25 protein-coding genes are annotated in these 25,830 nt (G+C 71.6%); 13 read left to right on the top strand and 12 right to left on the bottom strand.

The annotated features are described in order from the left end of the window. Nucleotides 1-112: 112 nt before the first annotated feature. Both BLQ34_RS19490 and BLQ34_RS14940 read left to right on the top strand, forming a co-directional pair. A complete protein-coding gene (locus BLQ34_RS19490) occupies nucleotides 113-397 on the top strand; it encodes a hypothetical protein (RefSeq protein ID WP_331712509.1) in 285 nt (94 codons plus the stop codon). 34 nt (nucleotides 398-431) lie between these two features. After that, nucleotides 432-1,022, top strand: a complete 591-nt coding sequence (locus BLQ34_RS14940) for a GNAT family N-acetyltransferase (RefSeq protein WP_091787170.1) — start codon at nucleotides 432-434, stop codon at nucleotides 1,020-1,022. Here the strand turns inward: BLQ34_RS14940 and BLQ34_RS14935 are convergent, their stop codons facing one another. After that, nucleotides 1,023-1,655 carry an FMN-binding negative transcriptional regulator gene (locus BLQ34_RS14935; protein WP_091787167.1) on the bottom strand — a complete coding sequence of 211 codons (633 nt, stop codon included), beginning with the start codon at nucleotides 1,653-1,655 and terminating at the stop codon, nucleotides 1,023-1,025. A gap of 69 nt (nucleotides 1,656-1,724) precedes the next feature. On the opposite strand from BLQ34_RS14935, the gene BLQ34_RS14930 reads away from it, so the two are divergent. Continuing rightward, complete coding sequence (locus BLQ34_RS14930; RefSeq protein ID WP_231961263.1) at nucleotides 1,725-2,579, top strand: DUF3626 domain-containing protein; 855 nt, start codon at nucleotides 1,725-1,727, stop codon at nucleotides 2,577-2,579. 45 nt (nucleotides 2,580-2,624) lie between these two features. Here BLQ34_RS14930 and BLQ34_RS14925 read toward each other — a convergent pair whose 3' ends face one another. From BLQ34_RS14925 to BLQ34_RS14915, 3 genes are all read right to left on the bottom strand, one after another. Beyond that, the gene (locus BLQ34_RS14925; RefSeq protein ID WP_091787164.1) at nucleotides 2,625-2,816 is read right to left on the bottom strand and encodes a hypothetical protein; all 192 of its coding nucleotides are present in this window, start codon (nucleotides 2,814-2,816) and stop codon (nucleotides 2,625-2,627) included. Between the two features lie 111 nt (nucleotides 2,817-2,927). Next, nucleotides 2,928-3,638, bottom strand: a complete 711-nt coding sequence (locus BLQ34_RS14920) for a nucleoside/nucleotide kinase family protein (RefSeq protein WP_197674715.1) — start codon at nucleotides 3,636-3,638, stop codon at nucleotides 2,928-2,930. Then, entirely contained in the window at nucleotides 3,638-4,189 is a 552-nt protein-coding gene (locus BLQ34_RS14915; RefSeq protein WP_157693066.1) for a DUF6584 family protein, read from the bottom strand. Before BLQ34_RS14915 ends, BLQ34_RS14920 begins: the two co-directional genes overlap by 1 nt. 162 nt (nucleotides 4,190-4,351) lie before the next feature. On the opposite strand from BLQ34_RS14915, the gene BLQ34_RS14910 reads away from it, so the two are divergent. Continuing rightward, on the top strand, nucleotides 4,352-6,229 hold the full coding sequence (locus tag BLQ34_RS14910; protein ID WP_091790055.1) for an acyl-CoA dehydrogenase: 1,878 nt from the start codon (nucleotides 4,352-4,354) through the stop codon (nucleotides 6,227-6,229). A 176-nt stretch (nucleotides 6,230-6,405) separates the two neighbouring features. Here the strand turns inward: BLQ34_RS14910 and BLQ34_RS18860 are convergent, their stop codons facing one another. Together BLQ34_RS18860 and BLQ34_RS14895 are read right to left on the bottom strand one after the other, a co-directional pair. Continuing rightward, nucleotides 6,406-7,176 (bottom strand): CHAP domain-containing protein, encoded by a 771-nt coding sequence (locus tag BLQ34_RS18860; protein ID WP_157693065.1) that lies wholly within the window; start codon nucleotides 7,174-7,176, stop codon nucleotides 6,406-6,408. A gap of 233 nt (nucleotides 7,177-7,409) precedes the next feature. Next, nucleotides 7,410-7,676, bottom strand: coding sequence for a DUF6458 family protein (locus BLQ34_RS14895; protein WP_091787156.1), 267 nt, complete (start codon nucleotides 7,674-7,676; stop codon nucleotides 7,410-7,412). Between the two features lie 214 nt (nucleotides 7,677-7,890). Between BLQ34_RS14895 and BLQ34_RS14890 the strand changes: the two genes are divergently transcribed. Both BLQ34_RS14890 and BLQ34_RS14885 read left to right on the top strand, forming a co-directional pair. Then, nucleotides 7,891-8,700 (top strand): D-alanyl-D-alanine carboxypeptidase family protein, encoded by an 810-nt coding sequence (locus BLQ34_RS14890; RefSeq protein WP_091787153.1) that lies wholly within the window; start codon nucleotides 7,891-7,893, stop codon nucleotides 8,698-8,700. 214 nt (nucleotides 8,701-8,914) lie between these two features. Next, nucleotides 8,915-10,237, top strand: a complete 1,323-nt coding sequence (locus BLQ34_RS14885) for an HNH endonuclease signature motif containing protein (protein ID WP_091787150.1) — start codon at nucleotides 8,915-8,917, stop codon at nucleotides 10,235-10,237. A 21-nt stretch (nucleotides 10,238-10,258) separates the two neighbouring features. On the opposite strand, the gene BLQ34_RS14880 is transcribed toward BLQ34_RS14885, so the two are convergent. Genes BLQ34_RS14880 through BLQ34_RS14870 form a run of 3 tightly spaced genes read right to left on the bottom strand, consistent with a single transcriptional unit; the run spans nucleotide 10,259 to nucleotide 15,014 of the window. Next, nucleotides 10,259-12,136, bottom strand: a complete 1,878-nt coding sequence (locus tag BLQ34_RS14880) for an NHL domain-containing thioredoxin family protein (protein ID WP_091787148.1) — start codon at nucleotides 12,134-12,136, stop codon at nucleotides 10,259-10,261. Further along, nucleotides 12,133-12,972, bottom strand: a complete 840-nt coding sequence (locus tag BLQ34_RS14875; protein ID WP_091787145.1) for a carbon-nitrogen family hydrolase — start codon at nucleotides 12,970-12,972, stop codon at nucleotides 12,133-12,135. Before BLQ34_RS14875 ends, BLQ34_RS14880 begins: the two co-directional genes overlap by 4 nt. Continuing rightward, the gene (locus BLQ34_RS14870; RefSeq protein ID WP_091787142.1) at nucleotides 12,969-15,014 is read right to left on the bottom strand and encodes a cytochrome c oxidase assembly protein; all 2,046 of its coding nucleotides are present in this window, start codon (nucleotides 15,012-15,014) and stop codon (nucleotides 12,969-12,971) included. Before BLQ34_RS14870 ends, BLQ34_RS14875 begins: the two co-directional genes overlap by 4 nt. 76 nt (nucleotides 15,015-15,090) lie before the next feature. On the opposite strand from BLQ34_RS14870, the gene BLQ34_RS14865 reads away from it, so the two are divergent. The 7 genes from BLQ34_RS14865 (at nucleotide 15,091) to BLQ34_RS14835 (ending at nucleotide 21,994) form a co-directional block, all read left to right on the top strand. Further along, a complete protein-coding gene (locus BLQ34_RS14865; protein WP_091787139.1) occupies nucleotides 15,091-15,945 on the top strand; it encodes a maleylpyruvate isomerase family mycothiol-dependent enzyme in 855 nt (284 codons plus the stop codon). Between the two features lie 152 nt (nucleotides 15,946-16,097). Beyond that, nucleotides 16,098-16,559 carry a MarR family winged helix-turn-helix transcriptional regulator gene (locus BLQ34_RS14860; RefSeq protein ID WP_091787137.1) on the top strand — a complete coding sequence of 154 codons (462 nt, stop codon included), beginning with the start codon at nucleotides 16,098-16,100 and terminating at the stop codon, nucleotides 16,557-16,559. Between the two features lie 112 nt (nucleotides 16,560-16,671). Beyond that, nucleotides 16,672-18,378, top strand: coding sequence for an MDR family MFS transporter (locus BLQ34_RS14855; protein WP_091787134.1), 1,707 nt, complete (start codon nucleotides 16,672-16,674; stop codon nucleotides 18,376-18,378). A gap of 104 nt (nucleotides 18,379-18,482) precedes the next feature. Beyond that, nucleotides 18,483-19,463, top strand: coding sequence for an ABC transporter ATP-binding protein (locus BLQ34_RS14850; RefSeq protein ID WP_197674714.1), 981 nt, complete (start codon nucleotides 18,483-18,485; stop codon nucleotides 19,461-19,463). Then, entirely contained in the window at nucleotides 19,460-20,374 is a 915-nt protein-coding gene (locus BLQ34_RS14845) for a hypothetical protein (RefSeq protein ID WP_091787128.1), read from the top strand. The genes BLQ34_RS14850 and BLQ34_RS14845 overlap by 4 nt, the downstream gene beginning before the upstream one ends. Then, on the top strand, nucleotides 20,371-21,285 hold the full coding sequence (locus tag BLQ34_RS14840; protein ID WP_091787125.1) for an ABC transporter ATP-binding protein: 915 nt from the start codon (nucleotides 20,371-20,373) through the stop codon (nucleotides 21,283-21,285). The genes BLQ34_RS14845 and BLQ34_RS14840 overlap by 4 nt, the downstream gene beginning before the upstream one ends. 1 nt (nucleotide 21,286) lies before the next feature. Further along, nucleotides 21,287-21,994 carry an ABC transporter permease gene (locus tag BLQ34_RS14835; protein ID WP_091787122.1) on the top strand — a complete coding sequence of 236 codons (708 nt, stop codon included), beginning with the start codon at nucleotides 21,287-21,289 and terminating at the stop codon, nucleotides 21,992-21,994. 60 nt (nucleotides 21,995-22,054) lie between these two features. On the opposite strand, the gene BLQ34_RS14830 is transcribed toward BLQ34_RS14835, so the two are convergent. From BLQ34_RS14830 to pdhA, 3 genes are read right to left on the bottom strand one after another with little or no spacing between them, the layout of a single operon-like run. After that, nucleotides 22,055-23,617 (bottom strand): 2-oxo acid dehydrogenase subunit E2, encoded by a 1,563-nt coding sequence (locus tag BLQ34_RS14830; RefSeq protein ID WP_091787119.1) that lies wholly within the window; start codon nucleotides 23,615-23,617, stop codon nucleotides 22,055-22,057. Nucleotides 23,618-23,634: 17 nt separating this feature from the next. Further along, nucleotides 23,635-24,609 (bottom strand): alpha-ketoacid dehydrogenase subunit beta, encoded by a 975-nt coding sequence (locus BLQ34_RS14825; protein ID WP_091787116.1) that lies wholly within the window; start codon nucleotides 24,607-24,609, stop codon nucleotides 23,635-23,637. Next, nucleotides 24,609-25,820 (bottom strand): pyruvate dehydrogenase (acetyl-transferring) E1 component subunit alpha, encoded by a 1,212-nt coding sequence (gene pdhA / locus BLQ34_RS14820; RefSeq protein WP_407946370.1) that lies wholly within the window; start codon nucleotides 25,818-25,820, stop codon nucleotides 24,609-24,611. The genes BLQ34_RS14825 and pdhA overlap by 1 nt, the downstream gene beginning before the upstream one ends. Nucleotides 25,821-25,830 lie beyond the last annotated feature (10 nt).

Raw genomic sequence — 25,830 nt, 5'->3', positions numbered from 1 at the left:
TGTCCGGTGTCAAGGGTTCCCGGGCGGCATACCCTCGGGCCATGGTGGACGTGCTGCAGCGGTGGGACCTCGAAGCGGTCCCCTCCCTCCGCGACGACCCGAGCCCGCTCTGATGGGTGCGCTCGGCCGCGCGCTGGTGCTCGCCGGAGGTGGCGCAGCCGGCCACGCGTGGGAGCTCGGACTCATCGCCGGCCTCGCGGAGGGCGGCGTCGATCTCGTCGCCGCCGACCTCGTCATCGGCACCTCGGCCGGCTCGACAGTGGCCGCCCAGATCACTTGCGCGGGCGAGGTCTTCGACGCCAACGCACTCGACCCGGCCACCCGACTCCCTGCCGCCCGAGGCGGACACGCGCAGGGCCTCGCCCTCGCGCCATACCTCGCGGCCTTCTGGAACTGACTCACGCTCCACGGCCGGTGCCGCAGAATGAGACGTGCCCAAGGACCTGACTCACGTCGACTGGCCGGTCTCGACCGCGCGGTTGACCATTCGGCGGGCCACCGCGGACGACGCCGATGCCGTGCTCGCGTATCGGACCTCCCCCAGCGTCACCGAGTGGATGGGCATTCCCCCGGAGGACTTTCGGGCGCGGTTCGTGGCGCCCGAACGGCTCGACCTACTGCTCGTCATCGAGCGGGACGGGGTCTTCATCGGCGACCTCATGGTGCGGATCGGCGATGCCTGGTCGCCCCTGCGGCTCACCGACCAGGCCGAGGGGGTCCAGGCCGAGCTCGGCTGGGGACTGCGTCCAGAGGAAACCGGGCACGGTTACGCCACCGAGGCGGTCGAGGAGGTCCTGCGGATCTGCTTCGAGGACCTGGGCCTGCGCCGAGTCACGGCCGGCTGCTTCGCCGACAACGTCCGGTCGTGGCGACTGATGGAGCGCCTGGGCATGCGGCGCGAGCAGCACGCGGTCAGGGACGCGCTGCACCCGTCCGGCGAGTGGAGGGACGGCTACGGCTACGCCCTGCTCGCCGAGGAGTGGGCGGCTTCACGAGCCGGACTCGGGCCGCCGCCAGCTTGATCACCGGGAGACGCCTCCTGTGACCCGCATCTGCTCGGCTACCAGGTGCGCGTCGGGCGACGGCTCGGCGAGCAGCCCGGCCACGACGCCGTCGCGGTCTGCCTCGGACCGGTTCTGGCTGAGCTTGGCCTTGGCCTCGACCCGCTCCACCGCGATCTCCAGCCCGACGATGGCCCGCAGCTGCCCACGGATGTACTTCTCCGGGGCGTCGGTGGTGCGCCACCGCGCGTCGCGATGGCCTTCGTGGTGCTCGACCAGCTCGTCGACAGCGCCCTGCAGCCAGTCGACGTCGTCGTGGACGGTCGCCCGACCGGTGAGCTGCACGACCGAGTAGTTCCAGGTCGGCACGACCTTGCCGTGCTCGGCCTTGGCGGCGTACCAGCCGGGCGAGATGTAGGCCTGCGGCCCGGTCACGACGAGGAGCGCGGGCTGGTCGGCGCCGATCGCCTTCCAGTGCTTGTTGGCCCGGGCCAGGTGGGCGATCACCGTCTCGCCGCGCCAGACCACCGGGAGCAGCGTCGCGAGTGGGTAGCCGTCCGGCCCCGTCGTGATCAGCTGGGCGGAGCCCACGTCGGCGACCATCTGGCGGATCGCGGCCTGGTCGTCCCAGGCGTTGAAGTGCGGCACGTACATGGCGCCAGTGTCCCCGACCCGACGCCCGGGATCGACCGGGTTGCCCACCCGCCGTGAAAGGGTCGGGCTGTGCGCGACCTGTCGACCTGGGCGAGGGAGGCGGTGGACCACGTCTCCAGCCGGGTCTCCGGGCCGCCCATCGACCCGACCCTGCGGGTCACCCTCAACTTCCACCCCGACCGGGGGCACGGCGGCCTACCGATCCTCGAGGCGTTGCTCCGCGACGGCTGTTACCGCAGCCAGTTCGAGACGGGCACCAGCAACGGTGGCCTCACCGCTCACCCTGGCGGCAACCGCTGGGTGTGGGAGCAACGCATCTTCGGCGGCGCGTATGACGTGGCGCCAGCGGGCGAGCGGCCCAAGTACGGCGCGCTGAACCATCGCCGCAGCCCGGTCGGCGGAGCCCCCCGGTTCGGCTCGGCGCACCTGCGTCTCGCGGCGCACACCGTGGCGCGGACGACCTTCTGCTACCCCGACTCGGTCTTCGAGCCCGAGCACTTCGGCACGGCGGAGCACCTCGACCTCGCTGCTGCGGCGGACGAGGACCTGGCCAGTGGCGCGAAGGAGCCTCTCGACAGCTACGTCGAGGCGCAGGTCCACGGAGTCGTCGACCTCGCGACCGACGTCGAGGCACTCGTCCTCGACCCGGTCTTCCGCGACACGGAGGTGGCGGTCGCGGCGCAGGCCCTGCCCTGCCCGGTCGAGTGGCACGACGGTTTCCGGCTCGACCTGGCGACGGTCCGGTCACACCCCGACTACCGCGGCCCCCACATCGTCGAGGTGGCCGACGAGGTCGCTGCCCAGCTCGGCATCCACCAGCTCGACCCGGCCGTCATCGGGGCGGCCGTCGCGACCGGTCGCTGGGACCCGCAGGACCTCAAGAAGGTCTGGCACCACCTCGCCCGCTTCGGGCAGCGCGGCTGACGGGCGGCGAGCGCGAGCCGCGACGCAGCGCGTCGCGAGCGGGAGTCAGGCCGAGCGGCGCAGTGCGGCGACGGCGGGCAGGTCGTCGAGCGCCGAGAAGACCGCCGTGTCGCAGACCGTGCAGCAGAAGCCGCCGGGCAGCTCGTCGACGACGGGGACCAGGATGCGCTCGCCCAGACACTCGTCACACCACGCCTGGACCGCGTGGAGCAGCAGCACGTCGGAGGTGTTGTCCATGCGGCGAGGGTGACACGGGGCACCGACACCGCGAAGCACCCACGCCGCACCGCAGCGCCCCGGTGCGCCGAGCGGTCGGCCAGGCGAGCACGCGGTCAGGCGAGCGGTGGGTCAGTCGAACCGGGCGGTCACGACGAACGGCGCGGCAAAGTCGGTGTTGTCGACCACCACGTCGGCCCGCTCCCAGGGCGTGCGCTCGGCGAAGTAGGTGCGCTGGGCCTCGACGTAGCGGCGCATCGAGGGGTGGCCGGGGTCGGGCGGGCTGCCGTCGCGTACTGCCATCCGCGCCGCCGTCTCCTCGAACGGCACGTCGAGCCAGATGGCGAGCTCGAAGCAGCCCTCGAGCTCGGCCCGTTGCAGGAAGAGCCCGTCGAGCAGCACGACCGCCCCCGCCGGCGCGTGGGCCAGCGGTCCGGTCAGCACTTCGTCCGACGACAGGTCGTGCCCGCGCGGTCGGTAGTCGCGCGAGCCGCCCCGGCCCAACGGGTCCAGCACCTCGGCGCGCAGCCTCGGGTAGTCGTAGGAGTCGAGCCAGAAGCCCTCCGGCGACGTGCGCCCGCGGGCGTACCTGAGGTCGCGCACCTGGTGCCAGTCGTCGGCACTGACCCGCACGACGGCTCGCCCCCGCGCGGCCAGCTCGGCGGCGAGCTCGTCCGCGAAGACCGTCTTGCCAGCGCCGTCGACCCCGTCGACTGCCACCCGCACGCAGTCGTCACCGAACGACTCGGGGATCGTGTCGGCGACCTGCGCGACGACCGCTGGACGCACCAGTGGCGGCCCGCCCACGCCGACCGTCGTGGACTGGGCCGAGGACGGCCCCATCAGCCGGGCACCAGCCAGCCGAGCACCGTCACGAGGCCGACCACGGCGCACGCCACGAAGAGCACGCCCAGGGCGAGGGCGATGATCGTGGCGGCGTCGGTGCCCCCGTCGCCGGAGTCGTCGCCGCTCGCCGACGAGCCGCTCCCGGTCCCGGGCGCGCCCGCGGCCCCCCGCGCGCCCACCTGCTCGGCACGACGGCGCAACGCGTCGACCCGCTTGTTGCCCTCGAGCTCGCGCACCGACCGCGGCAGGCTGCTCCACATCTGCGCGAAGTGGTCGCCATAGCGCTCGCGCCAGGCGTCGACCGCCTCGTCGACGTCCTTGCCACGACGGGCCGTCCCGAACCACGCCGCGCCCGCGGCCGGCAGGTCACGCATGGCGTGGTGCACCTCACCGAGCAGCTCGAGCGCCTCCGCGTCGTACTCCTGGGCCAGGTGGCCCACCAGGCGCTCGCGGGCCTTCCACTCCCGGCCTGCGGCCAGGTCCGCCCGCGCCCGTGTCACCGCGCCGCTCGACGCGTCGACAGGCTGCTCCGGCGGTTCCTCGCTCACCCTGAGGAGTATGCCGGGGTGGCCCGTTTGGTGGGGAATCCCACAGAGGGCTTGCATTCGTTACTCGCGGGTAGCACCATGGAAGTTACCGGCCAGTACGCACTGGCTGCGCACCCCGGGTGCGCGACGACAACGACGTTCTAGACGGTGGAGGTGCCCGCCATGGGCCACTACAAGAGCAACCTGCGCGACCTGGAGTTCAACCTCTTCGAGGTGTTCGGCCGCGGCGAGGTGCTGGGTCAGGGCCCCTACGCGGAGGTCGACCCGGACACCGCCCGGGAGATGCTCAAGGAGGTGTCGCGCCTGGCCGAGCACGAGCTGGCCGAGTCGTTCGCCGACGCCGACCGCAACCCTCCCGTCTACGACCCCGCGACCTACTCGGTGACCATGCCCGAGTCGTTCGCCAAGAGCTACCAGGCCTACGTCGACTCCGGCTTCTGGAGCGTCGACGTCCCGGCCGAGCTCGACGGCACCGTCGCGCCGCCCAGCCTCAAGTGGGCGATGAACGAGATGGTGCTCGGGGCCAACCCGGCCATCGCGATGTTCGCCGCCTCCTACTCGTTCGCCAACCTGCTCTACATCCTCGGCAACGACGAGCAGAAGAAGCTCGCGCACTGGATCGTCGAGAAGGGCTGGCACTGCACGATGGTGCTGACCGAGCCCGACGCCGGCTCCGACGTCGGAGCCGGTCGCACCAAGGCCACCGAGAACTCCGACGGCACCTGGAACGTCACCGGCGTCAAGCGGTTCATCACCTCCGGTGAGTCCGACATGACCGACAACGTCATCCACTTCGTGCTGGCCCGCCCCGAGGGTGCCGGCCCCGGCACCAAGGGCTTGTCGCTCTTCATCGTCCCCAAGTTCCAGATCGACCTCGAGACCGGCGAGCTCGGCGAGCGCAACGGCGCCAACGTCACCAACCTCGAGCACAAGATGGGCCTGAAGGTCTCCACCACCTGCGAGATCACCTTCGGCGACAAGGAGCCGGCCGTCGGCACCCTGCTCGGCGACACCCACGACGGCATCGCCCAGATGTTCCGCGTCATCGAGCACGCGCGGATGCTGGTGGGCACCAAGGCGATCTCGACGCTGTCGACGGCCTACCTCAACGCGCTCGACTACGCCAAGCAGCGCGTCCAGGGCGCCGACCTCACCCAGCAGACCGACAAGGCGGCGCCGCGCGTGACCATCACGCACCACCCCGACGTGCGCCGGTCGCTGATGACCCAGAAGGCGTATGCCGAGGGACTCCGGGCGCTGGTCATGTACACCGCGACGCAGCAGGACACGGTGCACCAGGCGTTCCTCGAGTCCGGCTCCGAGGAGATCGCTGCCGACACCCCCGCGGAGATGGCCAACCGGGTCAACGACCTGCTGCTCCCGATCGTCAAGGGCGTCGGCTCCGAGCGGGCCTGGGTGCTGCTCGGCACCGAGTCGCTGCAGACGCTCGGCGGCTCCGGCTTCCTGCAGGAGTACCCGATCGAGCAGTACATCCGCGACGCCAAGATCGACACGCTCTACGAGGGCACCACCGCCATCCAGGGCCTCGACTTCTTCTTCCGCAAGATCATCAAGGACAAGGCCCAGGCGCTGTCCCACGTGGCCATGCAGGTCCAGGAGTTCGCCAAGGACCTCGGCGCCGACGCCGGTCGTCTCGACACCGAGCGCGAGCTGCTCGGCAAGGGCCTCGAGGACGTCCAGGGCATCCTCGGCTACATGGTCGGCGAGCTGATGAAGTCCGACCCGCGGCAGGAGGGTGGCGACGTCACCAACCTCTACAAGGTCGGCCAGAACACCTCGCGCCTGCTGCTCTGCGCCGGCGACCTCGTCATCGGCTGGTTGCTGCTGCGCCAGGCCTCGGTGGCCGCGAAGGCGCTTGCGTCCGAAGGGGTATCGGCCAAGGACCGCGACTTCTACGAGGGCAAGATCGCGGCCGCGTCGTTCTTCGCACGCACCGTCCTGCCGAAGATCGCGGCCGAGCGCCAGATCGCCGAGGCGACCGACAACTCGCTGATGGACGTCCCCGAGTCCGCGTTCTGACGCGCTCCTCCTGACCTCCCCGCGCAGGTATGCCGGGTGGTCCCGGCACACCGAAGGGCTGGCTTCCCCCTGGGAGCCAGCCCTTCGGCATACCTGCCGTGCGCCCCGCCCTCCCCTGAGGGGACGATGCGCACTCCCCTGGTTCGGAGCTGCGCACCCAACCGGATTGGGCGTTGCTACTTGAAGCGGATGAAGTCGCTGAACTGCTCGCTGCCGGTGCCCTTGGTGGCGCGGCGGTAGCTGTAGGTGTCGGAGCGCACGTGGTTGTACTCCTCCACCATGAAGCTGCCGTCGCTGTTCACCTTCGCGACGTAGGCGACGTGACCGTAGGTGCCGCTGCTGCGGACCGCGATGTCACCGACCTTGGGCGACTTGTACACGGGGATGCCGGCGGCGCGGGCGGCGTTGTCCCAGTGCTCGGCATTGCCCCAGTGCTGGCCCTTGTAGGAGTTGGAGAACGCGACGCCGATGTTGTGGCGGACCCGCCACGCGGCGAACGAGGTGCACTGACCCTTGTAGAAGTTCCACGGGTCGACGCCGGTGCCCTGGCCGCGGTAGGGGTAGTCGTCCTTGATCGCGCTCGACGGCGGGGTCGTGGTGCCGGCGCACTTGGGGGCGACGAAGCCGTCCTTGCCGGTGTAGACGTACGCGTCGGAGACGTAGCGGCCGGAGCCGATCTTGTCCCAGATGTTCGACGTCCCATAGGTGCCGGAGACGGTGGATCCGTAGGTCTGGCAGCTGATGTTGACCCTGGTGCCCTTCTTGATCGTCGTCACGGCCTGGTAGCCGGTGCCCGGGCCGGAGCGGACCGTCAAGGTCGCACCGCTGGTGCGGACCGTGCCCGTCGCCGCGTCGGCGATGGCCGCGCCACCGGCGACGACCGAGAGGCCGAGCGCGCCGGCGACGGCCATGCGGACCGGCTTCTGGCTGAGGTTGAGTGTGCGCATTGCGTTCTCCTGCATCGTTTTTCGGATCCGCCCGTCCCCCTGGTGGAACCGGCTGCTGACGATGACGACGGTATGGACGCTCGGCACGTCCGTCGATGGGGAGGACTACCCGCCGCACTGGTCTGCGCACCCGACGCAGGCGGAGCCGGACGTGCGACAGGGCGGGCCGGGTGGTCCGGCCCGCCCTGTGGCGGTGTGCTGCGGCGTCCTGTGGTGACGCCTCGGCAGCAGGGTCAGACGCGACCGTCGCGGTCGACGTCGACCTCGTCGACGCGGGTGCCCGTGGCGGGGTCGGTGTGGCTGACGCGACGGGCCGAGTAGCCACCGCCGGCAACACCCCGACGGCTGCCCATGATGAGCGAGAGCAGGATCGCGAGGACACCTGCGGCCATGCAGATCCAGCCGATCATCTCGAGGTTGACGACGTCGGTGGACGCGTTGAGTGCGAAGGTCAGGATCGCTCCGACCACGATCAGGAAGATGCCGACTCCGATGTACATGCTCACTCCTGGGGGATTGGCGGGCACTGGTCGCCCGTTGCCCTCGACTCTATCGGTCGAAGGGCCCTGACCTGCGGCAACGCGGCGCATTCCGCACATAACGAACCGGGCGTCATCGGGGACCGCTCCCCCACGACGGCGCACGCACGGCGGTGCGTCGACGGGGAGTCGTCCCCATCGACGCGGTCGGCCGGCGCTCCATACCTTCCCCGTCATGGCAACGGTCATCGCACGCACCTCGAAGCGGCCCCTGCGACTCGCACTCGGCGCGCTCGCGGCGCTCGCCCTGCTGATCGGCGCAGCAGCGGCCGCCGACGCGGCCATCGGTCACGTCCGCACGCAGCAGACGCCGCTGACCGTTCGGTCCGGACCCGGCACATCGTTCGCGGCAGTAGGGGTGGTGGCCAAGGGCGCCCGACTCGAGATCCTCTGTCAGGCCAAGGGAACCCGCGTCGCCGGGCCGTTCGGCGCGACGTCGACGTGGAACAAGCTGGGGAACGGCCGCTGGGTCTCCGACGCCTACACGAGCTCAGCCGAGACCGCGCCTGACTGCTCGAGCCCCGCCGCATCGGCGCGGCCCGCCTTCGACCCGGCCAGCGCTGGAGAGCCGTGCAGCAGCAACGAGCGGCGCTACCCCAACGGACGCCTCCCCCGGTCCGCGCTCTGCCCCCTGCTGGGCCGATCGGGGGAGGCGCTCCGCCCGCGGGCCGCAGCGGCCTTCAACGCCCTCAGCGCCGCGTACGAGAAAGGACACGGGCGACCGCTGTGCGTCACCGACTCCTACCGCTCGTACGACCAGCAGGTGGCCGTCAAGGCGTCGCGAGGCAAGTGGGCCGCGACCCCGGGGCACAGCGACCACGGGCTCGGCCGAGCCGTCGACCTGTGCGGCGGCGTGGAGCGGTTCGACACTGCGGCGCACCGGTGGATGCTGGCCAACGCCCCACGGTTCGGCTGGGAGCACCCGGCGTGGGCGCGGGAGGGCGGGCGGCTGCCGGAGCCCTGGCACTGGGAGTTCACCGCCTGACCCCGCCGTCGAAGGTATGCCGCGTGGTTCCCCGGGGGCGGGGAGGGAAGGTGGGCGAGGGAAGGTGGGCGCGGAAAGTGGGCGCGGAACGTGGGCGCGGAACGTGGGCGCGGGAAGGTGGGCGCGCAGGTGACCACACTTCTGGCCAGGGAGCTGTCCACAGTCCGCATTCTTGGCCTTGTCTTCGAACAGATGTTCGACTAGAGTTGCCTACATGACGGCGATCGCGCTTCCTGAGACGTCCTTCGGGGCGGTCGAGGTGCTGCGCGAGATCGATGGGCTGCTCGACCGGGTGGGCTCCGGCGACGTCGTCGGTGGGCCGGCCGCGCGGACGGCGTTGTCCGCCGTGGACCGGACGATCTCGCGACTGCAGGCGTTCCGGCTCTCGCTGGTGGCCGAGGCCGACCGATCGGAGGTCGCCTCCGACTCGGGCCTGACCGACACCGGGGCCTGGCTGGCCGCGACCACCCGTCAGGACGGCGGCCAGGCCGCACGCGACGTGCGGCTGGCCACGGCCCTCGACACCGAGCTCCCGGCCACCCGTGCGGCCTTGGCTGCCGGCGAGGTGTCGGCCGAGCACGCGCAGGTGATCGCGACCGCGACCGCCGCGCTGCCCCCGGGTCTCGACGCGCTGGAGCGCACTGCCATCGAGGTTGCCCTCGTGCGCCGGGCCAGGCTCGTCGACCCCCGCACGCTTCGTCGCGAGGGTCGCCGTGCCCTCGCAGCGGCGCAGCGGTCGCAGGCCGAGGTCGACGCCCACGAGGACCAGGTCCTGCGCACGCAGGAGGAGCGCGCCCTGGCCAAATCCCGGTTGTCGTGGCACGACAACGGCGACGGCACCACGAGCGGCCACTTCACGCTGCCCACCCTGGCGGCGTCGATCCTGGTCAAGACGGTCCAGCAGATCGCCTCGCCCCGCCGGTTCGCCCAGCGCGCGGCCCGGGCCGCCAAGCAGGCCGGCGCATCGTCGGCTGCCGAGGTCACCGAGGCCACCTGGGAGGCTTTCCGGGCGGCCGACGGCGACTGGGCGCACCGTTATGGCGCAGCGTTCGTCGAGCTGATCGAGCACCTGCCCACCGACACCCTTTCGGGCAAGGTCGCCGCAACCGTGGTGGTCACCGTCGACCACGAGCAGCTCAAGGCCTCGCTCGGCCGCGCCCACCTCGACACCGGGCACGACCTGTCAGCCAGCGAGGCGAGACGGTTGGCCTGCAACGCGGGCCTCCTCCCCGCGGTGTTGGATGGCAGATCGGTGCCACTCGACCTCGGGCGACAGGAACGGTTCTTCACCGAAGGGCAACGGGTCGCGTTGGCGACGATCTACGACAGCTGCGCGGCGCAGGGGTGCGACCGGCCGTATGCGTGGTCCGAGCTGCACCACGAGGATCCATGGGCAGCAGGCGGATCCACCGACCTCGACCTCGCCGTGCCCTTGTGCGGGCACCACCACCGTCGGGCCCACGACCCCCGCTACCGGCACCGCATCGACACCAACACCCGGGGCAAGAAGTCCGTCAGCTACGCGTTGCGCAGCTGACGGCGTGGGCCAGCCTCCTGTTCAGGTGCCGCGCAGGTCGAGCTCGAGGTGGTCGGACGCGCCCTCGACCAGCACGACGGGAATGCCCCAGTCCTGTTGGTAGAGATGGCAGGCGGCGTGCTCAGGCACCTCGCCGGTGACCGGGTCGCCGTCGCACGAGGCTGCCTGCACGGAGACGTGCAGCACCCCGTCCCCTGCATCGGGGTCGAGCACCAGGGTGCGGGACAGGCCCTGGGCGCTGCCGGCGCCTTCACGCAGCAGACCGTGGGGTGTGGCCGAGACCATCAGGCGGGTGGGGTCACCCCAGCGGTGGTCGAGCTTCTGGCCGGTGGGCGGGGTGAAGTTCACCGTGACGGTGAGCGGGCCGGGGGCGACCTCGGTGGGTGGGCGCTGGGTCTGGTGGGCGAGCCCGTCGACACGCTGGGCCTTGTCGGGCAAGGGGATCCGCACGAGCTGGTGCGCCGCCGACTCGACCACGACCAGGACGGAGGACCCGGCCGCGGCACCCTGCTCATCGGCCTGTTCCACCACGGCGTCTGACGGTTCGCGCAGGCCGGTGGCGAGGGTGCTGACTTCCCGGCGGGCCGGGTCGAAGCGTCGGATCGCGCCGTTGTAGGTGTCACTGACCGCGACCGACCCGTCGGGCAGCACCGTGACCCCGAGCGGGTGCTGGAGCAGGGCCTGGTCGGCCGGTCCGTCGCGATGCCCGAAGTCGAAGAGCCCCTGGCCGACGTGGGTGGTCACGACGAATCCCTCGTCGGTGAGGTCGAGCGAGCGCAGCGCGGAGGTCTCGGAGTCGGCGACCCAGAGCCGCGAACCGTCCGGCGACACCGCGAGCCCCGACGGTTGCGCGAACCACGCCTCGTCGGCGGCGCCGTCGCGGATGCCCTCGGCGGACGTGCCACCGAGCACGGCAACGGTGTTCTCGGCCGGGTCGGTGGCCAGGTGCAGGGCCCAGAGCTGGTGGGTGCCCGCCATCGCGATGACGACGCGGTCGATGAACCACGCGAGGTCCCACGGCGTCGAGAGGTCCTGCTTCCGGGCCGGGCCGCCGCCGGAGCGTTCGCGCAGCTGCCGACCCGTGCCGGCCAACACCGTCCAGGTGCCGTCGGCGAGGCGCAGGCCCTTGACCTGGTGGTGCACCGAGTCGGCGACCACGACGTCATACCCGACTCGGGCGGCGGTGGCAGCGGGCAGCGCGAGGACGCCTTGGGGCTCGGCCAGGATGCTGGCGCCGTCCGCACCGGCACCGCCGAACCTCGCCCGTTCGGTCACCAGGTCGGGCTCGAGCTGGACCAGTTCGTGGTGCGCGGTGTCGGAGACCAGGAAGGAACCGTCCGCCAGCACCGCCAGCTTGCCCGGGAAGCGCAATGCGGTCTCGGCCGGCGGCGGCGGGGCGTAGGGCGAGTCACCGCGGCGCAGCGTGCCCTTGGCGGTGTGCTCGGCCACCAGCTCGTCGACCAGGACCGAGAGCCCGTGGGCGTGCCCCTCGCCCGACATCGACGCGACGATGTAGCCCTCCGGGTCGATGACGACGAGGGTCGGCCAGGCGCGCGCGGTGTAGGCCTGCCAGGTGACCAGCTCGGGGTCGTCGAGCACCGGGTGGTGCACCGCATACCGCTCGACCGCGGCGGCCAGGGCGTCCGGGTCGGCCTCGTGCTCGAACTTCGGCGAGTGGACGCCGATCAGCACGAGCGAGTCGGCGTACTTCTCCTCCAGCGGTCGCAGCTCGTCGAGGACGTGCAGGCAGTTGACGCAGCAGAACGTCCAGAAGTCGAGCACCACGATCCGGCCCCGCAGGTCGGACAGGGTGAGGTTCGTCCCGCCGGTGTTGAGCCAGCCCCGCCCCACGAGCTCGGGCGCCCGCAGCCGCAGGGGTGTGCGCGGAGAGACGCTCACAGCCGCCGGTCCCCGAGGACGGGGAACTGGGTGCGCCAGGTCGTCACAGCATCCATGTCGACCTCAACACTCAGCACCTCCTCGGCAGTCCCGGCCATCGCGAGCGCCTCGCCGGTGGCGGAGATGACCTGCGAGTGGCCGCCCATCTCGGTGCCGGCGTGGGTGCCCGCGGTGTTGCAGGCGATCACGACGCACTGGTTCTCGACCGCGCGGGCGTGGGCGAGCAGGGTCCAGTGCCGCACCCGGGCCGCGGGCCAAGCGGCCGGCACGACGAAGACGGTGGCGCCGGCGTCGAGCTGCCGGCGGTAGAGCTCGGGGAAGCGCAGGTCGTAGCAGGTCGACAACCCAGCGAGATGGTTGCCGGGTAGGTCGACCACGACGATGTCCTCACCGGCGTCGAGCAGCTTGGGCTCACCCGACCCGAAACCGAACCGGTGGATCTTGCGGTAGGACGCGACGAGCGCGCCGTCCGGACCGAAGACCAGCGAGGTGTTCCAGAGGTGCCTGCCCTCCGAGCTGCGCGGGTCGGCGCCACCTGGCTCGCCAGCCGTGTCGCCACCCGTCTCGCCCGGCACACCCCGCTCGATGATCGACCCGGCGTGCAGCAGGACCCCCGCGTCGCGGGCGGCGGCGGACATCGCCGAGCCGATCGAGCCGTCGACCGGCTGCGCGCGGTCGGCCCACTCGCGGTAGGAGAAGCCACCCGGCGCCCACAGCTCGGGCAGCACGACCAGGTCGTGCCCGGCCTGCTCGCGCACGAGTGCGGCGACCCGTTCGACCCGGGCGCTCATCGGCTCGTCGTCGCCGTACGCCACCTGCAGCACTGCCACTCTCATGACCGGCCCTCGTTTCGTCGCTTCAGCTCCTGCAGGTGGGCGTTGTAGGCGGCCAGCTCGGCGTCGCCGTCGCGGTCGGCCTGGCGGTCCTTGCGCACCGTCTCGGCGCGGTCGGTCCGCACCCAGCCCACCGCGACGAGGAGGGTGAGGATGACCGTGGGCGCCTCGCCGATGCCCCAGGCGATCGCCCCGGCCTCGTGCTGGTCGCGCAGCGGGTCGGTCATCCACGGGAGCTTGATGACCTCGAAGAACTCGGGGGCGAGCAGGGTGGTGCTGCCGGTCATGACCACGCCGAAGAACGCGTGGAACGACATCGTCGCGAACAGCACGACGAGCAGCATCAGCGGCGGCCACTTCTTCGGGCCGGGGTCGATGCCGATCAGCACCCAGGTGAAGAGGTAACCGGTCAGCAGGAAGTGCACCATCATCAGGACGTGCCCGGTGTGGGTGCGCAGGGCGAGCTCGAACAACGGCGAGTAGTAGAAGATCGCCAGGCTGAAGAAGAAGAGCGCGGCGGCGACCACCGGGTTGGCGAGCACCTTGAGGACCCGGGAGTGGACCACCTGGAGGACCAGCTCGCGCGGCCCCCAGGTCTTGTCGGGTCGCGACGGCAGCGCGCGCAGCGCCAGCAGGATGGGGGCGGCCGGGACGAGCAGCAGCGGCACCAGCATGGCGACGACCATGTGCATCACCATGTGCATCGAGAACAGCACCCGGCCGTAGACCCCGGGGGCCCCGGAGGTCGCGTAGACGAAGACCGCCCACCCCAGCACCCACACGATCGAGCGGTGCACCGGCCACGCGTCTCCCCTCTTGCGCAACCGCCGGACCCCGGTGAGGTAGAGGCCGACGGCCACCAGGGCGACGCCCAGCCAGAGCCACTCGGTGGTCCAGGTGGTGAACCACGCGTCGCCGGTGAGCGGTCCGGGGTCGGGGTAGCCGGTGAGCGCGAAGGCCGGCGACGCGTCCTCGACGGGGGTGTCCGGCACCGGCGGGGCGCTGCGGGCCAGCGCGACCGCGGTGCCGATCGCGACGCCCATCACGACCAGCTCGGCCACGACGAGGCGCACGAACGACGCCGTGCGGCCGGCCCGCAGGCCGGCGAGCAGCGAGCGGCGGTGCCGCCACCCGGCATACCCGAGGAGCAGGAGGGCAGCGGTCTTGACCAGGAGCAGCGCGCCGTATCGGGTGCCGAGGTCGCTGAGCGGGCCGATCCGGATCAACGCGCTCTGCAGGCCCGACAGGGCCACCGCGCCGAAGCACCAGCCGGCCAGCGTCGAGTAGCGCGCTGCCGTCGCCGCGAAGTCGGCGGCGCCGTCCGCCGGACCCGCACCGTTGCCCTTGACGAGCAGCGGGCGCAAGAGCGCCAGCGCGAGCAGGCCGCCGACCCAGAGGCTCACGCCGACGAGGTGGACGGCGAGCGCGTTGACCGCGGTGCTGTGGTCGGTGGCTCCGGCCGCGTGCCCGGCGAGCGCGAGCGGCAGCAGGCCGAGGACGGCGAGCACGGAGAGCCAGGCCATCGTCGCCCGGCTGGTGGCGACCAGCGCCCCGAGCGAGATGGCGGCAGCGACCCCGGCGGTGACCAGCGCCACTCGGGTCGGCTGGTAGGTCCACGCGAAGGTGGTGAACTGCTGCCCGAACGACGGGTCGGTGAGCGGGATGCCGATCGAAGCGGCCATCGTGAAGACGGCGCCAGCAGCACCGGCGATCGCCCACAGTCCCGCCGCGATGCCGGCGAGCCGGGTCGCGACGATGCGGCGGTTGGTGCGGGTCGTCTCTGGCACGAGGTATGCCGCGTGGACCAGGAGCCCGACCGTCACCGCCGCGGCGAGGTCGTGCACGACCCGCGTGTAGAGGATCCCCCAGCGCACCAGCCCTCCCGGGTCGGCCACCACGGGGGCCGCGGCTGCTTCGCCGAGGACGGCGGCGAGCGGCAACGCCAGCAGGGCCGCGACCGCCAGGGCCGGCAGCGGGAGCCGGGCCGGGGCGGGCTCCGGCGTGGGCCCCGCCGTCCGCACCGGGGGCGCCACGGAGGAGGTCATGGGGACAGCCTAGGTAGCGAGCCGGTCCAGACCTGCCCGAGGCCCGGGTTCGGGGCGGGCTCGTAGGGTGGGGGGCATGCCCCTGCACCCGGCAGCACCCGACGACCTGGCCGGCCTCGTCGCGGCCTACCAGCAGACCACGCAGGCGGTGGTCGACCTCGGCCACTCCTGCTCGGAAGCCGACTTCGCGCTGCCGACCGCCTGCCCGGGGTGGACCGTCAAGGACCAGATCGCGCACGTCGTGGGGATGGAGTCGTGGCTGCACACGGGGCGCGTGCCGCAGGTCGAGGTGCCGGACTACGACCACCTGCGTCACGAGGCGGGCCAGTTCGTGGAGCGCGAGGTGGAGCTCCGGCGCCCGGTGGCTGCCGCGAAGGTGGTGGCCGAGCTCGAGACGGTCGCGGCGCAGCGGGTGGCGCAGTTCACCGCGCCGGGGGTGACGCTCGACACCGTGGTGCGCGGCGCGTGGGGGCCGGCGCCGTTGCACCGGAGCCTGCCGACCCGGATCCTCGACATCTGGACGCACGAGCAGGACATCCGGCAGGCGCTGGGTCGCCCCGGTGACCTGGACTCCGGCGGGGCCGCCGTCTTCATGGACCTCCTCTTCGCGTCGTTGCCCCGGCTGGTCGCCAAGAGTGCGCAGGTGCCGCCCGGCAACGTCGTCATCATCGAGAGCACCGGCCCGGTGCAGGGGCGGGCCGGCGTGTGGGTGGAGTCGCAGGACGACGGCAAGCCACGCGGCATACCGCTGTTCTCGGGGATCGCGCACGACGGTGACCCGGACGACGTGTTCACCACCATCACCCTGTCGACCGACGCGCTGACGCGGCGGGCTGCCGGACGCGGCGGGGTCGACGACATCCACTTCGCCGTGCAGGGCGACCCAGCGGTCGCCCGCCAGGTGCTGGAGCACCTGGTGCTCGTCCCCTAGCCCGGGACGCCTCGCTCCGGACGCCTCACTCGGGCGCCTGGCTCCCGGGCGCCTGGCTCCGGGATCCCGCGGTCCGGGATTTGTTGTTTGCGGCACACAACCATCTCGTGATACTTGTATGTCGCAAGCAACTTCTCACCCGAGGCACGTCCATGTCCGAGCACCACCCGCTCGACCGGGAGACGGCCGAACGCGTCAGCGTCGGCCTGATCCGGTTGATGAAGCTCCTGCAGGCCATGCGCCAGCACGCACCACGGGTCCACCCCGCGGTGGATGCCACCGCCTACCCGATCCTGTTCAACCTCGCCGCAGCGCCGCGGCGCGTCTCGGTCCTCGCCGAGGTCGTGCACTCCGACGTCTCCACCGTGAGCCGTCAGGTGAGCACGCTCGAGGGGCACGGGCTCGTCGACAAGGTGAGCGACCCGGCCGACGGTCGCGCCCAGGTGGTGCAGCTCAGCGAGTCGGGCGAAGCCCTGCTGACGAGCATCAAGGCCCAGCGGACCGAGTGGTTCCGCGAGCTGATGGGCGACTGGACGGCCGAGGAGGCCAGCGAGTTCGCCCACCAGCTCGAGCGCTTCGGCACCGACCTCGAACGCTTCAAGAACAAGCTCTAGACCAGCTCCACTGCACCCAGCTCCACCTCACCCCGCTCCACCTCGACCAGCTCCACTGCACCCAGCTCCACCTCGACCAGCTCCACCTCGACCAGCCTCCCGGAGAACTGACATGGCAGCCGCCGCCCCCGCCCGCCCCGACGGGCCCCTGACCCACCGCCAGATCATCACGATCCTGGTCGGGCTGATGATGGGCATGTTCCTCGCCGCCCTCGACCAGACCATCGTGGCCACCGCCATCCGCACCATCGCCGACGACCTCAAGGGGCTCGACGAGCAGGCCTGGGCCACGACGGCATACCTCATCACGTCGACGATCGTGACGCCGTTGTACGGCAAGCTCTCCGACATCTACGGCCGCAAGAAGTTCTTCTCGGCCGCGATCTCGATCTTCATCGTCGGGTCCGTCCTCTGCACCCTGTCGCAGTCGATGCTCCAGCTGGCCTTCTACCGCGCCGTCCAGGGCCTCGGCGCCGGCGGGCTCTTCTCCCTCGCGCTGGCCATCATCGGCGACATCGTGCCGCCCCGTGAGCGGGCCAAGTACCAGGGCTACTTCCTCGCCGTCTTCGGCACCTCGAGCGTGCTCGGCCCGGTCATCGGCGGGTTCTTCGCCGGCCAGTCCTCGATCCTCGGGGTGGACGGCTGGCGCTGGGTGTTCCTGGTCAACGTGCCGATCGGCATCGCCGCGCTGTTCGTCGTCTCGCGCACCCTGCACCTGCGCCACACCCGCCTGGACCACCGGATCGACTGGTGGGGCGCCGCCACGCTCACCCTCGGTCTCGTGCCGCTGCTGCTCGTCGCCGAGCAGGGGCGGGACTGGGGCTGGGGCTCGGGTCGGTCGGTCGCCTGCTTCGTCATCGGCGCGATCGGCGTCGTGGCCTTCCTGCTCGTCGAGCGCGCGATGAAGGACGAGGCGCTGCTGCCGCTCACGTTGTTCCAGAACCGCACGGTCGCCGTCGCGTCCGGCGCCTCGGTGCTGATCGGCATGGCCATGTTCGGTGGGCTCGCGTCGCTGCCGCTCTACCTGCAGATCGTCAAGGGCGCCTCGCCCACCAAGGCGGGCCTGCTGCTGCTGCCGCTCACGCTGGGCATCATGGCCGGCTCGATCATCTCGGGCCAGATCATCAGCCGCACCGGGCGCTACCGCCGGTTCCCGATCATGGGCTCGGCACTGCTCGCCATCGCGCTGTTCGTCTTCCACTTCATCAAGGCCGACACCCCCCTCTGGCAGACCAGCATCGTGATGGTCGCGTTCGGGCTCGGGCTGGGCTTCAACTTCCAGCCGCTCACCCTGGCCGTCCAGAACGCCGTGTCGCCACGCCTCATCGGCGTGGCCACGTCGTCCGCCACGTTCACCCGGCAGATCGGTGGCACGCTCGGCACCGCGGTCTTCCTGTCGATCCTGTTCTCCACCGTCCCCGACCGGATCACGAGCGCACTCAAGGCCTCGGCCGGGACGAAGGACTTCCAGGGCGCGCTCCGCGACCCGGCGGTGCTCGCCGACCCGAACAACGCCGCGTTCGCGAAGGGCCTGCAGTCGGCGGCCCAGGGTGGTGACCCCGGACCGATCGGGAACGTCCTGAAGGACAGCTCGGTCATCGACAAGCTCGACCCGCGGCTCGCCAAGCCGCTCCTGACCGGCTTCTCGGAGGCGATGGACCTGGTCTTCCTCGTCGGTGCAGGGGTGATGGTGGTCGGCTTCCTCGTGATGCTGCTGCTCCCGCACGTCGAGCTGCGTGGCGGGTCGGCCTACTCCGAGCGCGGTGCAGCCGACAAGGCCGACGCGGAGCGGGCCGCCGCTCCGCCCGCCGGTCACTGAGGACTGGCCAGTGAGGTCTGGCCACTGGGGATTGACCCTGAACCGTCCCTGATGATCCACGTGCCGCGCCGGGCTGGACGCCCGGCGCGGCTACTGTGGCTGACGTGGAGGGACAACAGGGGGGTGCGGTCGTCCGCACCGAGGGCCTGACCAAGGACTACGGTCCGGTGCTCGCGCTGGACGCGCTCGACCTCGAGATCGGCCCGGGCGTCACGGGGCTGGTCGGGGCCAACGGAGCCGGCAAGTCGACGCTGCTCAAGATCCTGCTCGGCCTGGTCCCGTCGACCCGCGGGCGGGCCACCGTCCTCGGCCACGACATCGCGACCGAGGGGCCGAGCATCCGGGCCGCCGTCGGCTACCTCCCCGAGCACGACTGCCTGCCGCCGGACGTCAGCGCCAGCGACTTCGTCGTGCACATGGCGATGATGTCGGGGCTGCCGCGGGTCGCCGCCCGCGAGCGCGCGGCCGAGGTGCTGCGGCACGTCGGGCTGGCCGAGGAGCGCTACCGGCCGATGGGTGGCTACTCCACCGGGATGAAGCAGAAGGCCAAGCTGGCCCAGGCCCTGGCGCACGACCCCCGCCTGGTGCTGCTCGACGAGCCGACCAACGGCCTCGACCCGGCCGCCCGCGAGGAGATGCTGGGGCTGGTGCAGCGCATCGGGCACGACTTCGGGATCGCGGTGATCGTGACCTCACACCTGCTCGGCGAGCTCGAGCGGGTCAGCGACCACGTCGTCGTCCTCGACGGCGGGCACCTGCTGCGCGCCTCGCGCACCGACGAGTTCCTCGACGCGACCGGGGTGCTGCTCGTCGAGGTGCACGGCGACGACGCGACCGCCCGGATGGCGCGCGCCCTGGCGGCGGCGGGGGTGGCGAGCACCCCGCGCGGCGCCATGCTGACCGTCGAGGCCGCGGCTGCCACCACCTCCGGCGAGTCGGCCACTGGTCCCTCCCCCTCCGGGGTGCCGGAGATCCACGACCTGATCCGTGACACCGCGAGCGACCTCGGCATCGGCCTGGTGCGGCTGCAGGTCGACCACCGGCGCATCGAGGACGTCTTCAACGACCAGGGGGCTGTCTCGTGACCGATCCCGCCATGGCTGCCGATCCCTCGGCCGCGACCCCGCAGGGCCGTAGCGTCATCCACGACCTCGGCTACCGCCCCTACACCGGTCCGCGCCTCGGTCCCGCGGCCATCGCCCGCGCCCTGCTCGTCACCGGCTTCCGCAACTCGTTCGGCCTGGGCCGCTCGGGGCGGTCCAAGGTGCTGCCGTTCGTCCTGCTCGGCCTCAACGTCCTGCCCGCCGTCATCGTCGGTGGCGTGATGGTGCTGGTCGGCCTCAAGGAGCTGCCGATCGGCTACGCGCGGTACGCCTCGACGACCCAGGTGCTGCTCGGCATCTTCGTCGCCTCGCAGGCGCCGGTGCTGTTCTCGCGCGACCTTCGGCACGGCACCATCTCGCTCTACCTCGCCCGGCCGCTGCCGTCCGCGACCTACGCGATCGCCCGCTGGGGTGCCCTGCTCGGCGCGACCCTGGTCTTCCTGTTGCTCCCCATCCTGATCCTGTATGCCGTGGCGTTGCTGGGTGAGCTGGACGTGTCCGACCAGTCCCGCGAGGCCGCGATCGCGACCGGGCTCGCCGTGCTGCTGGCCCTGGCCCTGGCCGGCGTGGCCGGGCTGATCGCGTCGTGGTCGACGCGGCGGGGGTTCGCGGTGGTCGCCACGATCGCCTTGCTGCTGCTGGGCAACGGCATCGTGACGGCGATCCAGGCGATCGCCGGCGAGGAGGGGCACGCCCGGGTCGGCGAGGTCGCCGGGTTGTTCTCTCCCTACTCCCTCTACCGGGGGCTGATGGCGACCTGGGCTGATGCCGACATCGCCACCCCTCCCCAGGGCGTGCCGATGCAGGCGGCGTACGTCGTGGTGTTCGTGGGGCTGTCGGCGGCCTGCCTGGCCGGGCTGGTCTGGCGCTACCGGAAGGTGGCCACGGCATGAGCACCATCGAGATCGACCAGGCCTCCCGCTGGTACGGCAACGTCGTCGCGGTCAACGGCATCTCGATGACGGTGCGTCCCGGGGTGACCGGGCTGCTCGGCCCGAACGGCGCCGGCAAGACCACCCTCATCGCGATGATGTCCGGGTTCCTGGCGCCCTCCGCCGGTTCGGTGACGCTCGACGGCACCGCGATCTGGCGCCATACCGACGCCTATCGGGCCATCGGCTTGGTGCCGGAGCGCGAGCTCAGCTTCGGCTACCTCACCGGCCGGGAGTTCGTGCGGGCCAACGCCGAGCTGCACGGACTGGCCGACCCCGGCGCCGCGACCGAGCGGGCCCTCGACGTGGTCGAGATGGCCGAGCCGGCCGGGCGTCGGATCGGCACCTACTCCAAGGGGATGCGACAGCGTGTGAAGCTCGCCTCCGCGCTGGTGCACGACCCTGCCGTGCTGCTGCTCGACGAGCCGTTCAACGGCGTCGACCCTCGCCAGCGGCTCCACCTGATGACGCTGCTGCGCCGGATGGGGGCCGAGGGTCGCACGGTGCTCTTCTCGTCGCACATCCTCGAGGAGGTCGAGCAGGTCGCCCGCCAGATCGAGGTCGTCGTCTCGGGACGGCACGCGGCGTCGGGCGACTTCGGGCAGATCCGCCGGCTGATGACCGACCGGCCGGTGCAGTACGTCGTGGTCGGCGACGACGACCGTGGGCTGGCGAGTGCGCTGATCGCCGAGCCGTCGGTGGTCGCGGTGTCGTTGCGTCCCAAGGGAGGGGTCGACGTGTCGGTGTCGGACTTCGGAGCGTTCACCGTGCGGCTGCCCCGGGTGGCGCGCGAGCACGGTATCCGGGTGCTCGAGCTCACGCCGACCGACGAGTCGCTCGAGAGCGTCTTCGCCTACCTGGTGGGGGGCTGACGTGAACCCGACCATCGTTCGCCTGTCGCGGCAGGCCCTGCTGGGTCGGCGCCGCGGGCTGGTGCTGGTGCTCATCCCGGCGGTCGTCGTCGCGCTCGCCGTCATCGTCTCGGCGCTCACCGACGACGTGGTCGGGTATGACGCGGTGCTGGGCCTGGGCTTCACGCTCGCCCTGCCGCTGGTCGCCCTGCTCGCCGCCACGGCGGTGCTCGGCCCCGAGGTCGACGACGGCTCGATCGTCTACCTCATCTCGAAACCGGTGAGCCGGCACGTCGTCGCCGTCAGCAAGTTCGTGGTCGCGTGGGCCGCGACCCTGGTGCTGGGGGCGCTCCCCCTGCTGCTGTCGGGGCTGGTGCTCGACGGCGGCGACCTGCGCCAGGCCGTCGCGTGGGGCGTCGGCGGGGCGGTGGCCGGCACGGCATACACCGCCCTCTTCCTCGCGCTCGCGGCGTTCACCCGGCACGCGGTGGTGATCGGGCTGCTCTTCGCCCTGCTGTGGGAGGGCCTGCTCGGCTCGCTGCTCGGGGGCATCAAGTGGGTCTCGATCGGGCCGTGGGGACGCGGCGTCGCGAAGGCGGTCAGCGACCACGTGTCCGGCTCGGGCACCGGACTGGGTTACGCCCTGGTGGCTGCGGCGGTGCTGAGCCTCGCGGCGGTGTGGTTCACCGGCGACCGGCTGCGGTCGTTCACGCTGCGCGGCGACGAGTAGAAACGCGTCGGGGTGATACCGGGCGCCATCGCGCGCGGTATCACCCCGAACGGGTGGCGGTCAGCCCCAGACGAGCCCTCGCGCCGGGTCGGCCAGGATGGCCCCGACGTCGGCGATGAACTTGCTGCCGAGCTCGCCGTCGACCAGCCGGTGGTCGAACGACAGCGCGAGCTGGGTGACCCAGCGCGGCTCGATCGTCTCGGTGCCGTCGGCGGCCGTGACGACCCAGGGCTGGCGACGGATCGCGCCGAACGCGAGGATCGCCGCCTCACCGGGGTTGATGATCGGGGTGCCGGTGTCGACGCCGAAGACGCCGACGTTGGTGATCGTGATGGTGCCGCCGGACATCTCGGCCGGCTGGGTGCGGCCGTCGCGGGCCGTCGCGGTCAGCGCGCCGATGGCCTCGGCCAGCTGGCGCATCGACATCTGGTCGGCGTCCTTGATGTTCGGGACGATCAGGCCCCGAGGCGTGGCCGCGGCGATGCCGAGGTTGACGTAGTGCTTGACCACGATCTCCTGGGCTGCCTCGTCCCACGTCGCGTTGATCTCGGGGTGGCGGCGGATCGCCACCGCCATCGCCTTGGCGAGCACCAGCAGCGGCGTGACCTTGACGTCCTTGAACTCGCGGTCCTTCTTGAGCCGCTCGACGAGCTCCATCGTGGCGGTGGCGTCGATCGTGACCCACTCGGTGACGTGCGGCGCGGTGAACGCCGAGCCGACCATCGCCTGGGCGGTCATCTTGCGGACGCCCTTGATCGGGATGCGCGTCTCGCGCTCGCCGGGCGTCGTCGGGCGGACGGGGGCGATGCCGATCGCGGCGTTGCTGCCCTCGTCCGTCGGGCTCGCCGCTGCGGCCGCGTGGGCGTCGACGTCGGCGCGGCTGATGATGCCGCCCTCGCCGCTGCCCGCGACCCGGGCGAGGTCGACGCCGAGGTCCTTGGCGTACTTGCGGACCGGCGGCTTGGCCAGCGCGCGGGCGCCACCCCCGCGGGAGATGCTGCCGACCGGCTGGTCCGCGGGGCTGGTCTTGGCCTGCACAGCGGGCGCGACGGCTGCGGTCTGCAGGCCCTCGTCGCCGAGCTCCACCGACTCGACCGCGATGTCCGTGCCGTCGGCCTTGAGGTCGGGGCCGTCCATCTTGGGCGGCAGGCCACCCTTGCGGGGGCGGCGCTTGGCCTCGGTCTGCTTGACGCCGTAACCGACGAGGACGGCGGTGCGACCGGTCGACGTGGTGCCGCCGATCTTGCCCTCCTCGATCTGCTCGTCGTCGTCACCGGCCTCGGCTGCCGCCGCGGCGGCCGCCATCTTCGGGGCCGGGGACCCCTCCATGCCGGGCTCGACGGCTCCGGCGGCCGGGGCATCGGCCACCGGCGCCGCCCCACCCGCGGTGTCGACGGAGATGATCGGCGTGCCGACCTCGACCGTGTCACCCTCGGAGACGTGCAGTGCGGTGACGGTGCCGGCGAAGGGCACCGGCAGCTCGACCAGCGACTTCGCGGTTTCGATCTCGACGATGATGTCGTTGACCTTGACCGTGTCGCCGACCTTGACGTTCCAGGTGACGATCTCGGCCTCGGTCAGGCCCTCACCGGGGTCGGGGAGCTTGAACTCTTTGACTGCCATGGGTTTTCGCGCCCCTCTCAGAAGGCCAGCGAGCGGTCGACGGCGTCGAGCACCCGGTCGAGGTCGGGGAGGAACTCCTCCTCGAGCTTGCTCGGCGGGTAGGGCAGGTTGTAGCCGCCGACCCGGAGCACAGGGGCCTCGAGGTGGTAGAAGCAGCGCTGCTGCAGGGCCGCCGCGATCTCGGCACCCATGCCGAGGAAGGTGGAGGCCTCGTGGACGACGACGGCCCGGCCGGTCTTCTCGACCGACGCGGCGACCGTGTCGAGGTCGAGCGGGCTGAGCGAGCGCAGGTCGATCACCTCGAGGTCCTTGCCCTCCGCGGCCGCGGCCTCGGCTGCCTGCAGGCAGGTCTTCACCATCGGGCCGTAGGCGACCAGTGTCGCGTCGGCGCCCTCGCGGCTCACCTGGGCCTTGAGCAGCTCGCGGGGGGCGGCGGTCTCGTCGACCTCGCCCTTGTCCCAGTAGCGCCGCTTGGGCTCGTAGAACAGCACCGGGTCGTCGGACTCGATGGCCTGCTGGATCATCCAGTAGGCGTCCTCGGCGTTGGAGCAGCAGACCACCTTGAGGCCGGCGGTGTGCGCGAAGTAGGCCTCGTTGGACTCGGAGTGGTGCTCGACCGCGCCGATGCCACCGCCCACGGGGATGCGGATCACCATCGGCAGCTTGATCTTGCCGAGCGAGCGGGCCCGCATCTTGGCGACCTGGCTGACGATGTGGTCGAAGGCCGGGTAGATGAAGCCGTCGAACTGGATCTCGACGACCGGCCGGTAGCCACGCAGCGCCATCCCGATCGCGGTGCCGACGATGCCGGCCTCGGCGAGCGGGGTGTCGATGACGCGGTCCTCGCCGAAGTCCTTCTGGAGGCCGTCGGTGACGCGGAAGACGCCGCCGAGCTTGCCGATGTCCTCACCCATGAGCACGACCTTCGGGTCGCGCTCCATGGCGGCACGCAGGCCGTTGTTGATCCCCTTGGCGATCGTCATGGTGCCCATCAGTGACCACCCTCCTCGGAGAACCCGGCGTGGTAGGCGGCGAACTCCTTGCGCTCGGCCTCGACGACCGGGTGCTCCTCGACGTAGATGTGGTCGAACATCGAGTCGGGAGTGGGGTCGGGCATCGAGAGGCAGCCCTCGCGGACCTCGGCGGCCAGCTGGTCGGCCTCGGCGTCGATCGCGTCGAAGAAGTCGTGGTCGGCCTTCTTCTCGTGCACCAGGTAGGCCTTGAGGCGCTCGATCGGGTCACGGTGCTTCCACACCTCGACCTCGGCGGAGACGCGGTACTTGGTCGGGTCGTCACTCGTCGTGTGCGCACCCATGCGGTAGGTGTAGGCCTCGACGAAGGTCGGGCCCTGACCGGTGCGGGCGGCGTCGAGCGCCTGCTTCGCCACGGCATACACGGCCAGCACGTCGTTGCCGTCGACCCGCACGCCGGGGAAGCCGAAGCCGCGCGCCCGCTGGTAGAGGGGGATGCGGGTCTGGCGCTCGTTCGGCTCGGAGATGGCCCACTGGTTGTTCTGGCAGAAGAACACGACCGGGGCGTTGTTGACGGCGGCGTAGACGAACGCCTCGTTGACGTCGCCCTGCGCGCTCGCGCCGTCGCCGAAGTAGGCGATCACGGCGGCGTCGCGGTCGGCGTCGCCGGTGCCGACGTCACCGTCGCGCTGGATGCCCATCGCGTAGCCGGTGGCGTGCAGCGTCTGGGCGCCGATGACGATCGTGTAGAGGTGGAAGTTCTTCTCGTTCGGGTCCCAACCGCCGTGGTTGACGCCGCGGAAGAGACCGAGGAGGTTGAGCGGGTTGACCCCGCGGCACCAGGCGACGCCGTGCTCGCGGTAGGTGGGGAAGGCGTAGTCCTGCGGGCGCATCGCGCGGCCGGAGCCGACCTGGGCGGCCTCCTGGCCGAGCAGGCTGGCCCAGATGCCGAGCTCGCCCTGGCGCTGGAGCGCGGTGGCCTCGGCGTCGACCCGACGGATCAGCACGAGGTCGCGGTAGAAGCCGCGCAGGTCCTCGTCGGTGAGGTCCTTGACGTACTCGTCGTACTCGGTGTTCTCGACCCGCTGCCCCTCCGGGGTCAGCAGCTGGACCATCTCGGGCCCGCCGTCACCGACCTCCGGGACCGGGGCGGTCAGCTCGGCGAGCACCTCTTCCTCGTGCTCGGCGCTCTGCTCGACGTTCGTGGCGCCGGCGACTGCGTTGTCGCTCACTGGGACTCCT

This window comes from Pedococcus dokdonensis (genome assembly GCF_900104525.1).
Taxonomy (GTDB): domain Bacteria; phylum Actinomycetota; class Actinomycetes; order Actinomycetales; family Dermatophilaceae; genus Pedococcus; species Pedococcus dokdonensis.
Note: the sequence above shows the minus strand (reverse complement) of the source record. Positions and strands in the feature narration are given on the sequence as shown.

Excerpts from the sequence above, each read along its gene's own strand:
- BLQ34_RS14855 (WP_091787134.1), top strand. The coding sequence starts at position 16,672 with ATGGCAGCCGCCGCCCCCGCCCGCCCCGACGGGCCCCTGACCCACCGC.
- BLQ34_RS14860 (WP_091787137.1), top strand. The coding sequence starts at position 16,098 with ATGTCCGAGCACCACCCGCTCGACCGGGAGACGGCCGAACGCGTCAGC.
- BLQ34_RS14910 (WP_091790055.1), top strand. The coding sequence starts at position 4,352 with ATGGGCCACTACAAGAGCAACCTGCGCGACCTGGAGTTCAACCTCTTC.
- BLQ34_RS14875 (WP_091787145.1), bottom strand. The coding sequence starts at position 12,972 with ATGAGAGTGGCAGTGCTGCAGGTGGCGTACGGCGACGACGAGCCGATG.
- BLQ34_RS14935 (WP_091787167.1), bottom strand. The coding sequence starts at position 1,655 with ATGTACGTGCCGCACTTCAACGCCTGGGACGACCAGGCCGCGATCCGC.
- BLQ34_RS14925 (WP_091787164.1), bottom strand. The coding sequence starts at position 2,816 with ATGGACAACACCTCCGACGTGCTGCTGCTCCACGCGGTCCAGGCGTGG.
- BLQ34_RS14825 (WP_091787116.1), bottom strand. The coding sequence starts at position 24,609 with ATGGGCACCATGACGATCGCCAAGGGGATCAACAACGGCCTGCGTGCC.
- BLQ34_RS14920 (WP_197674715.1), bottom strand. The coding sequence starts at position 3,638 with ATGGGGCCGTCCTCGGCCCAGTCCACGACGGTCGGCGTGGGCGGGCCG.
- BLQ34_RS14830 (WP_091787119.1), bottom strand. The coding sequence starts at position 23,617 with ATGGCAGTCAAAGAGTTCAAGCTCCCCGACCCCGGTGAGGGCCTGACC.
- BLQ34_RS14890 (WP_091787153.1), top strand. The coding sequence starts at position 7,891 with ATGGCAACGGTCATCGCACGCACCTCGAAGCGGCCCCTGCGACTCGCA.
- BLQ34_RS14870 (WP_091787142.1), bottom strand. The coding sequence starts at position 15,014 with ATGACCTCCTCCGTGGCGCCCCCGGTGCGGACGGCGGGGCCCACGCCG.
- BLQ34_RS14885 (WP_091787150.1), top strand. The coding sequence starts at position 8,915 with ATGACGGCGATCGCGCTTCCTGAGACGTCCTTCGGGGCGGTCGAGGTG.
- BLQ34_RS18860 (WP_157693065.1), bottom strand. The coding sequence starts at position 7,176 with ATGCGCACACTCAACCTCAGCCAGAAGCCGGTCCGCATGGCCGTCGCC.
- BLQ34_RS14865 (WP_091787139.1), top strand. The coding sequence starts at position 15,091 with ATGCCCCTGCACCCGGCAGCACCCGACGACCTGGCCGGCCTCGTCGCG.
- BLQ34_RS19490 (WP_331712509.1), top strand. The coding sequence starts at position 113 with ATGGGTGCGCTCGGCCGCGCGCTGGTGCTCGCCGGAGGTGGCGCAGCC.
- BLQ34_RS14895 (WP_091787156.1), bottom strand. The coding sequence starts at position 7,676 with ATGTACATCGGAGTCGGCATCTTCCTGATCGTGGTCGGAGCGATCCTG.
- BLQ34_RS14840 (WP_091787125.1), top strand. The coding sequence starts at position 20,371 with ATGAGCACCATCGAGATCGACCAGGCCTCCCGCTGGTACGGCAACGTC.